This is a genomic window from Citreimonas sp. (genome assembly GCF_042096055.1).
Lineage (GTDB): Bacteria > Pseudomonadota > Alphaproteobacteria > Rhodobacterales > Rhodobacteraceae > Citreimonas.
This window is the reverse complement of sequence record NZ_JBELMH010000091.1, coordinates 2,826-11,031: the sequence shown is the minus strand read 5'-3', so window position 1 is coordinate 11,031 and position 8,206 is coordinate 2,826. Positions and strand designations below refer to the sequence as shown.

The following is an 8,206-nucleotide window of genomic DNA, read 5'->3' as shown; positions in this document are numbered from 1 at the left end:
TCGGCCACGATCGACACGTCCGACGGGCCGGTGAAGATCGCCGGGATCGCCAAGGGGTCGGGCATGATCGCGCCCGACATGGCGACGATGCTGGTCTACATCTTCACCGACGCGAAGATCGCGCGCGCCGACCTGCAGGCGCTGGTGAGCGAGATCAACGACCGCACGTTCAACTGCATCACCGTCGACAGCGACACCTCGACCTCGGACACGCTGCTGATCGGCGCGACCGGGCAGTCGGGCGTCGATGTCACCGGCTCGACCGCGTTCGCCGATGCGCTCGAGGGCGTGATGCTGGACCTAGCCCACCAGGTCGTGCGCGATGGCGAAGGCGCGACGAAGTTCGTTACGATCAGCGTCACCGGTGCCGCATCCGATGCCGACGCCCGGCAGCACGCGATGGCGATCGCGAACTCGCCGCTGGTCAAGACCGCCATCGCCGGCGAAGACCCGAACTGGGGCCGAATCGTCATGGCCGTGGGCAAGTCCGGCGCCGCAGCCGACCGCGACACGCTGACCATCCGCTTCGGCGACACGCTGGTGGCGAAAAACGGCTGGGTCTCGCCCGAATACCGGGAAGAGGACGGGGCCGCGCACATGAAGCGCCCCGAGATCGAAATCGCCGTCGACATCGGCCTGGGTGAGGGCCGCGCCACCGTCTGGACCTGCGATCTGACGCACGGCTACATCTCGATCAACGCCGACTACCGGTCCTGAGGCATGAAGGTCGTTCTGGTTTCGGCCGTCGCGCTCATCGACCGCGATGGCCGCGTGCTTCTGGCGCAGCGACCCGAAGGCAAGTCCATGGCCGGCCTTTGGGAATTTCCCGGCGGCAAGGTCGAGCCGGACGAGACGCCCGAGGCCGCGCTGGTCCGTGAGTTGCACGAGGAGCTGGGCATCGGCACATGGCAATCCTGCCTGGCACCGCTGACCTTCGCCTCGCACGGCTACGACAATTTCCACCTGCTGATGCCGCTCTTCGCGTGTCGCAAGTGGGAAGGCGTGCCGCAACCGCGCGAGGGGCAGAAGCTGGCCTGGGTCCGCCCGAACGCCCTGCGCGACTACCCGATGCCGCCCGCAGACCTTCCCCTCATCCCGATCCTGCGCGACTGGCTGTGACGCAAATTTGTGTCCTGCCGTGCACGTAATGCCCGAAATTTGACCGATCCTGAGCGGCGGTAACCTTTTCTTTACGCGTTTTGCGAATATACTGTGACACGTGAGGAGAGAGTGCGAGACGAACAGGGGAATGACACATGCTTAAGACGATCATGATCGGACGGGCGATCTCGGTCCAGGGTTTCCTAGAGAAGACCCTGCCCGACGGGCGCCTCATCATCCGGGTCGGCCAGCGGCTTTTCACTGGCCAGCCGGTCTGAGCAGACCGCAAGACACAGAGAACCGGGAAAAACGAAAGCGCCTCCTGCCAGCAGGAGGCGCTTTTTTTCATGTCCTGACTTCGCGTCCTGACGACGATCCGCCCCGGGCGGGATCAGTCAAGCTTGCGCTCGACCTCTTCCCGCTCGAAGATCTCGATGACGTCGCCTTGGCGGATGTCGTCGTAGTTCTCGAACGCCATGCCGCATTCCTGACCCGACTGAACCTCGGACACTTCGTCCTTGAAGCGCTTCAGCGTCTTCAGCGTGCCCTCGTGGATCACCACGTCGTCGCGCAGCAGGCGGACGCCGGCGGACCGCCGCGCCACGCCCTCGGTCACCAGACAGCCGGCAACCTTGCCGACGCCGGTCACCTTGAAGACTTCGCGGATCTCGGCGTAGCCGATGAACTTCTCGCGCACCTCGGCCGACAGCAGGCCGGACGCAGCCGCCTTCACGTCGTCCACCAGGTCGTAGATGACCGAGTAGTAGCGAATCTCGACCCCCTTCTGGTTGGCCGAGTTCCGCGCCGGCGCGTTGGCCCGCACGTTGAAGCCGATCACCGGGCAGCCCGACGCCTCGGCGAGGCCGACATCGGTCTCGGTGATTGCGCCCACGCCGTGATGGATCACGCGCACGCGCACCTCGTCGTTGCCGATCTTCTCCATCGCCTGAACGATCGCCTCGGTCGAGCCCTGCACGTCCGCCTTCACGACGATCGGCAGTTCCTTGACGTTTTCGTCTTCCTTGGCTTTCGCCAGCAGCTGGTCGAGCGTGGTACCCGCACCGGCGGCCGCACGCTTTTCCTTGGCGAGGTTGGCGCGGTACTCGGCGATCTCGCGGGCCTGCGCCTCGGTCGCGACGACGTTCAGGACGTCGCCGGCCTCGGGCGTGCCGTTGAGGCCCAGAACTTCGACGGGCACGGACGGGCCGGCTTCGTCGACGCGGTCGCCCTGGTCGTTGATCAGCGCGCGGACCTTGCCGTACTGCTCGCCCACGACGAAGATGTCGCCGCGACGCAGCGTGCCGTTCTGAACAAGAACGGTCGCGACGGGACCACGGCCCACGTCCAGCTGCGCCTCGATCACGGCGCCTTCGGCGGCGCGATCGGGGTTGGCCTTCAGCTCCAGGATCTCGGCCTGCAGCGCGATGGCTTCCAGCAGCTCCTCGAGGCCTTGGCCGGTGGTGGCCGACACCTCGACGTCCTGCACGTCGCCGGACATCTCCTCGACGACCACTTCGTGCTGGAGCAGGTCCGTACGCACCTTGGTCGGGTTTGCCGACGGCTTGTCGACCTTGTTGATCGCCACGATCATCGGCACCTTGGCCGCCTTGGCGTGGTTGATCGCCTCGATCGTCTGCGGCATCACCGCGTCGTCCGCGGCGACGACCAGCACCACGATGTCCGTGACCTGCGCCCCGCGCGAGCGCATCGACGTGAACGCGGCGTGGCCGGGCGTGTCGAGGAACGACAGCGTCGCGCCGTCCTTCGACTTCACTTGGTACGCACCGATGTGCTGCGTGATGCCGCCGGCCTCGCCCGCGGTGACCTTGGTCTTGCGGATCGCGTCCAGAAGCGAGGTCTTGCCGTGGTCGACGTGGCCCATGATCGTGATGACCGGCGGACGCGGCTTGAGATCCTCGGGCTTGTCCGCGACCTCCTTGATCACGTCCTCGACGTCGGCGGCGGACACACGCACGACGCGGTGGCCGAATTCCTCGATGATCAGCTCGGCTGTGTCGGCGTCGATCGACTGGTTCTGCGTGACCATCATGCCGTTCTGCATGAGCGCCTTGACCACGTCGCCGACTCGTTCCGCCATGCGGTTGGCCAGTTCCGAGACCATGATCGCCTCGGGCAGCTGGACGTCGCGCACGACCTTCTCGCGCGGCTGGTTGCCGCCCATGGCCTTCTGGCGCTGACGCTCCTGCTTGCGCTTCATCGCGGCCATGGACTTCTGACGGCCGCCTTCGCCCGACAGCGCCTGGTTCAGCGTCAGCTTGCCGGACCGGCGATTGCCGCCGTCTTCCTTGGCCTTGCCGGCGCCGCGACGGTCGTCGCGGTCGCGCTCGGGCGCGGCCTTGCGCGGAGTTTCCTTGGTCTTGCCGCGGGCCGGCCCATCCTGGGGCGCGGCGGGCGGAGCGTCGGCCTTGCGGGCATCCGCGGCGGCCTGCTCGGCCGCGCGGGCCTCTTCCTCGGCCTTTTGCCGAAGACGCTCCTCGGCCTCGCGCTGCTCGCGCTCTTTCTGTTCCTTTTCGGCACGCATGCGCTCGCGTTCTTCGGCGCGCGCCTTCTCCTCGGCCTCGCGCCGGGCGGCATCCTCGTGCTCACGCGCCTTGGCGGCCTGCAACGCCTTGAGACGGCGATCCATCTCGGCGTCGGAAATGCCCGCGGGACGCTTGGTGTGGCTGCCAACGGCACCGCCGCCGCCCGACGTGCCGGACGGCTTGCCCGCGCCGGCGGCCGGCTTGGGCACGACGACGCGCTTGCGCTTGGTTTCCACCACGACGTTCTTGGTGCGCCCGTGGCTGAAGCTCTGCTTCACGTTGCCCGAGCGGGCCCCACCGCGCAAACCCAATGTTTTCTTCCCGTCGTTATCGCTCAAGTCTTCATCCTTTCCGACGGTCGCTACCGCCGCGATCCGCATCGGAACGCCCGACACGTACACCTTTCAGCCGTTGCGCGTCCTCTACAACACGACGCGCCAAACCGCCAGCGCCAAGCGCGGCGTGTATTACAGATTGTCGCCCGAACGCCAACCCGAGCTCTTCCGCCGTGAGCCAGCCGATGTAGTCGCCGCCATAGGGCGTGCTGAGCTTCGACTTGCCGCGGGTCGACCCGTCCTCGGCCTGGATCAGGACGCGGGCCTCTTCCTTCTGAAGCCAGTCCTTCACCTTCTCGTACCCGGTCACGGCGCAGCCCGACTTGCGGGCGAGGCTGATCAGGTCGACGACCCGGCGCACGAGCAACCGCTCGACAAGGTCGGGCAGGTCGTCGGGCGCCTTCGCCGGGCGCTTGAGCGCCCGTGCGAACAATCCCTTGCCGGCCGCGCGTTCCAGCGCCGCCCGGTCAGGAACAACATATATGCCCCGGCCCGGCAGTTTTCCAGCCACGTCCGGCACAATGCCGCCATCGGGCGCCTCGACGAACCGCACGAGCGCGGATTGCGGCGCCACCGTGCCGGTGGCGATGCATTTGCGCTCGGGTCCCTCGGACCGATCCTTGTCCTTGCCGCCGCGTGTCAGGTCAGGCCTCCGTTTCCTCGGTCTCTTCGCCGTCGACCTCGTCGTCCTCGCCGTCGTCTTCCTCAAGCTCGGTCGGGTCGACCCAACCCAGCAGGACGCGCGCGGTCATGACCATGGTCTGCGCCTCGTCGAGGCTGACCTCGAAGGGCTCCAGCAGGCCTTCGTCCTTGTGACGCTGACCGTCCACGGTGGTCCAGCCGCCGGCCAGCTCCCAGTCGGCGCAGGTCGCGAAGTCCTCGAGCGTCTTGATGCCGTCCTTGGCCAGCGCCTCGACCATCTGCGGGGTCAGGCCCTCGAACTCGATCAGGCTGTCCTCGGCGCCCAGTTCGCGGGCGCGGGCCAGCGCTTCGCGCGCCTGTGCCTCGAGCACATCCGTGGCGCGGGCCTGCAGTTCGTTGGCGGTGTCCTCGTCGACACCGTCGATCACCAGAAGCTCGTCCTGGTCGACATAGGCCACTTCCTCGAGCGTGGTGAAGCCCTCGGAGACCAGCAGCTGGGCGAAGAATTCGTCGAGGTCCAGCGTGTCCATGAACAGCTTGGTGCGCTCTTCGAATTCCTTCTGGCGGCGCTGGCTTTCCTCTTCCTCGGTCATGATGTCGATGTCGAGGCCGGTCAGCTGCGACGCGAGGCGCACGTTCTGGCCGCGCCGGCCGATGGCGAGGCTCAGCTGCTCGTCCGGCACCACGACCTCGATCCTCTCGGCGTCCTCGTCGAGAACCACCTTGCTGACCTCGGCGGGCTGCAGCGCGTTCACGAGGAACGTGGGCAGGTCCTCGTTCCACGGGATGATGTCGATCTTCTCGCCCTGAAGCTCGTTCACGACCGCCTGGACGCGGCTGCCGCGCATGCCGACGCAGGCGCCGACCGGGTCGATCGAGCCGTCGTACGAGATCACGCCGATCTTGGCGCGGCTGCCCGGGTCGCGGGCCACGGCCTTGATCTCGATGATGCCATCGTAGATCTCGGGCACTTCCATCTTGAACAGCTCGGCCATGAATTCCGGCGCGGTGCGCGACAGGAAGATCTGCGGGCCGCGGGCCTCGCGGCGCACGTCCTTGACGTAGCAGCGGATGCGGTCGCCGGGGCGGTACGCCTCGCGGCCGATCTTCTCGTTGCGGCGCAGGATCGCCTCGCCGGCGCCCACGTCGACGATGACGTTGCCGTATTCCTCGCGCTTGACGACACCGTTGATGATCGTGCCGGCGCGGTCCTTGAATTCCTCGTACTGGCGGTCGCGCTCGGCCTCGCGGACCTTCTGCAGGATCACCTGCTTGGCCGACTGCGCGGCGATCCGGCCCAGCTCGACCGGGGGAACCTCTTCCACGTAGGTGTCGCCGACCTTGGGCTCGGCCATGTACTGCCTGGCCTGCTCGACGGTCAGCTCGGCCTGGTAGTTCTCCAGCTCGTCGTCCTCGACCACGGTGCGGACGCGGGTGAACTGCGCGCGACCGGTCTTGCGGTCGATCTTGACGCGGATGTCCATCTCGGACCCGTAGCGGGACTTGGCCGCACGGGCGAGGGATTCCTCCATCGCCTCGACCACCAGCACGGGGTCGATCATCTTCTCTCGCGCCACCGCCTCGGCGGTCTGCAACAGTTCAAGCTGGTTGGCAGAGGTGATTGCCATGTCCGTCACTCCTCCTGGGGGCCGTCGGCCTCGATCTCGTCATACTTTCCGTCTTCGACCTCGGCGGCCTTGCGCGCGCGCAGCATCTCGCGCACCAGCTCGTCGGTCATGACCAGCTTGGCATCCGCCAGCCAGTCGAATTGCAGGCCAATGGTGCCCTCGTCGAGGTTCACCAGAACGTCGCCGTCCTCGGTGCCCGCCAGGATGCCGCGGAACCGTTTGCGGCCGTCGATCATCTCGTGCGTCTCGAGCTTGGCATCGAAGCCCTCGTAGGTGTCGAAGTCCTTCAGCCGGGTCAGCGGGCGGTCGATGCCGGGGCTGGAGACTTCGAGCGTGTAGGCGTCCACCAGCGGGTCCTCGACGTCCAGCACCGCCGACACCGCGGTCGAGATTTCGGCGCAATCGTCCACCTCGATCGTGCCGTCGGGGCGTTCGGCCATGATCTGCAGGGTGGGCGTCTGGCCGCCCATCAGGCGCAGGCGCACCAGTTCGAAGCCCATGTCCTCGATCACGGGGGTCACGATCTCGGCCAGGCGCTTGTCCATGGTCGTCTTGGCGATCAGGTCGGTCATTCGGGTTCGCCTTTCGTCGATGCAGGCGTCGGAAACAAAAAAGCGGGCCACGCGGCCCGCCGATCGTCATCCGGTGGGCGCCGGGTTTGGACCCGCGGCGCGCCGCTGTTGAGGGGCATATACGCCCGCCCCCGCCAAAGCGCAAGCCCGAAGGTGGACACGCGTCACGGCAGGCCGGATAAGGCGTCAAACGGAGGGGACACCATGAAATTCGCGCAATCCATTTCCCGGCTCGGCACCGAATCCGCGTTCACCGTGCTGGCCCGCGCCGGCCGCCTGCAGGCGCTGGGCCGCGACATCATCAACCTCGGGATTGGCCAGCCCGATTTCCCGACGCCGCCGCACATCGTCGAGGCCGGGGCGAAGGCGCTGCGCGACGGGCACCACGGCTATACCCCCGCCGGCGGCCTGCCCGCGCTGCGCGAAGCGGTCGCCGAAGACCTGCACCGCCGCCACGGCGTCACGGTCGATCCCGGCCGTGTGATCGTCGTGCCCGGCGGCAAACCGACGATGTTCTATGCCATGCTGCTGTTCGGAGAGCCGGGCGCCGAGATCGTCTATCCCGATCCCGGCTTTCCCATCTACCGCTCGGCCATCGAATTCACTGGCGCGACCGCGGTCCCCTACGCCCTGCCCGAGTCGACGGGCTTCGCCTTTTCCGCCGAGGACGTGCTGTCGAAGATCACGCCCGCCACGCGGCTGCTGATCCTGAATTCGCCCGGCAACCCGACCGGCGGCGTCACCCCGCGCGCCGAGATCGACAAGCTGGTCGCCGGCCTCGCCGATCATCCCGAGGTCGTGATCCTGTCCGACGAGATCTACAGCCAGATGCTGCACGGCGGGCGCGACCACGTGTCCTTGCTGCAATACCCCGAGATTGCCGATCGGGTGATCATGCTGGACGGCTGGTCCAAGACCTACGCCATGACCGGCTGGCGGCTGGGCTACGCGGTCTGGCCCGAACCTTGCGTCGATCCTGTCACGCGGCTGTGCATCAACGACCATTCCTGCGTCAACGCCAGCGCGCAGCATGCCGGGATCGCCGCGCTCACCGGCCCGCAGGACGCGGTAGCCGAGATGCGAGCCGCGTTCGAGCGGCGGGCAAGCGCCGCCTGCGACGCGCTGAACGCCCTGCCCGGCATTCGGTGCGCGCAGCCCGCGGGCGCCTTCTACCTGTTTCCGAACATCGAGGGCACCGGCATGACGTCGGCCGAGGCGCAGGACCGCTTCCTGGAACGGGCGGGCGTGGCGACCATCGCCGGCACGGCATTCGGCGCCGCGGGCGAAGGCTTCGTCCGCCTGTCGGCCGCCGCCTCGCAGGATGACATCGAACGCGCGATCGGGAAAATCGCCGAGGTGCTGCAGCGGTAATTCTTGATTTTCCG

General features: G+C 67.3%; 8 protein-coding genes. 4 read left to right on the top strand and 4 right to left on the bottom strand.

Annotation, left to right across the window (positions count from 1 at the left end):
• The 3 genes from ACFDTC_RS15595 to ACFDTC_RS15585 all read left to right on the top strand — a co-directional run.
• Window positions 1-717, top strand: a 717-nt coding sequence (locus ACFDTC_RS15595) for a bifunctional ornithine acetyltransferase/N-acetylglutamate synthase (protein WP_375259808.1), incomplete at its 5' end; no start/stop codon positions are given.
• 3 nt (window positions 718-720) lie between these two features.
• Complete coding sequence (locus ACFDTC_RS15590) at window positions 721-1,119, top strand: (deoxy)nucleoside triphosphate pyrophosphohydrolase (RefSeq protein ID WP_375259807.1); 399 nt, start codon at window positions 721-723, stop codon at window positions 1,117-1,119.
• Window positions 1,120-1,256: 137 nt separating this feature from the next.
• Window positions 1,257-1,379 (top strand): hypothetical protein, encoded by a 123-nt coding sequence (locus tag ACFDTC_RS15585; protein ID WP_375259806.1) that lies wholly within the window; start codon window positions 1,257-1,259, stop codon window positions 1,377-1,379.
• A 113-nt stretch (window positions 1,380-1,492) separates the two neighbouring features.
• On the opposite strand, the gene infB is transcribed toward ACFDTC_RS15585, so the two are convergent.
• From infB to rimP, 4 genes are read right to left on the bottom strand one after another with little or no spacing between them, the layout of a single operon-like run.
• Window positions 1,493-3,982: a translation initiation factor IF-2 gene (gene infB, locus ACFDTC_RS15580; protein ID WP_375259805.1), complete on the bottom strand. Its 2,490-nt coding sequence runs from the start codon at window positions 3,980-3,982 to the stop codon at window positions 1,493-1,495.
• A gap of 4 nt (window positions 3,983-3,986) precedes the next feature.
• Entirely contained in the window at window positions 3,987-4,622 is a 636-nt protein-coding gene (locus ACFDTC_RS15575; RefSeq protein WP_375259809.1) for an RNA-binding protein, read from the bottom strand.
• 1 nt (window position 4,623) lies between these two features.
• On the bottom strand, window positions 4,624-6,249 hold the full coding sequence (gene nusA, locus ACFDTC_RS15570; RefSeq protein WP_375259804.1) for a transcription termination factor NusA: 1,626 nt from the start codon (window positions 6,247-6,249) through the stop codon (window positions 4,624-4,626).
• A gap of 5 nt (window positions 6,250-6,254) precedes the next feature.
• Window positions 6,255-6,821: a ribosome maturation factor RimP gene (gene rimP / locus ACFDTC_RS15565; RefSeq protein WP_375259803.1), complete on the bottom strand. Its 567-nt coding sequence runs from the start codon at window positions 6,819-6,821 to the stop codon at window positions 6,255-6,257.
• A 204-nt stretch (window positions 6,822-7,025) separates the two neighbouring features.
• Between rimP and ACFDTC_RS15560 the strand changes: the two genes are divergently transcribed.
• On the top strand, window positions 7,026-8,192 hold the full coding sequence (locus tag ACFDTC_RS15560) for a pyridoxal phosphate-dependent aminotransferase (protein WP_375259802.1): 1,167 nt from the start codon (window positions 7,026-7,028) through the stop codon (window positions 8,190-8,192).
• Window positions 8,193-8,206 lie beyond the last annotated feature (14 nt).

Coding starts and splice junctions, on each gene's coding strand:
- ACFDTC_RS15590 (WP_375259807.1), top strand. CDS start 721: ATGAAGGTCGTTCTGGTTTCGGCCGTCGCGCTCATCGACCGCGATGGC.
- ACFDTC_RS15585 (WP_375259806.1), top strand. CDS start 1,257: ATGCTTAAGACGATCATGATCGGACGGGCGATCTCGGTCCAGGGTTTC.
- nusA (WP_375259804.1), bottom strand. CDS start 6,249: ATGGCAATCACCTCTGCCAACCAGCTTGAACTGTTGCAGACCGCCGAG.
- rimP (WP_375259803.1), bottom strand. CDS start 6,821: ATGACCGACCTGATCGCCAAGACGACCATGGACAAGCGCCTGGCCGAG.
- ACFDTC_RS15560 (WP_375259802.1), top strand. CDS start 7,026: ATGAAATTCGCGCAATCCATTTCCCGGCTCGGCACCGAATCCGCGTTC.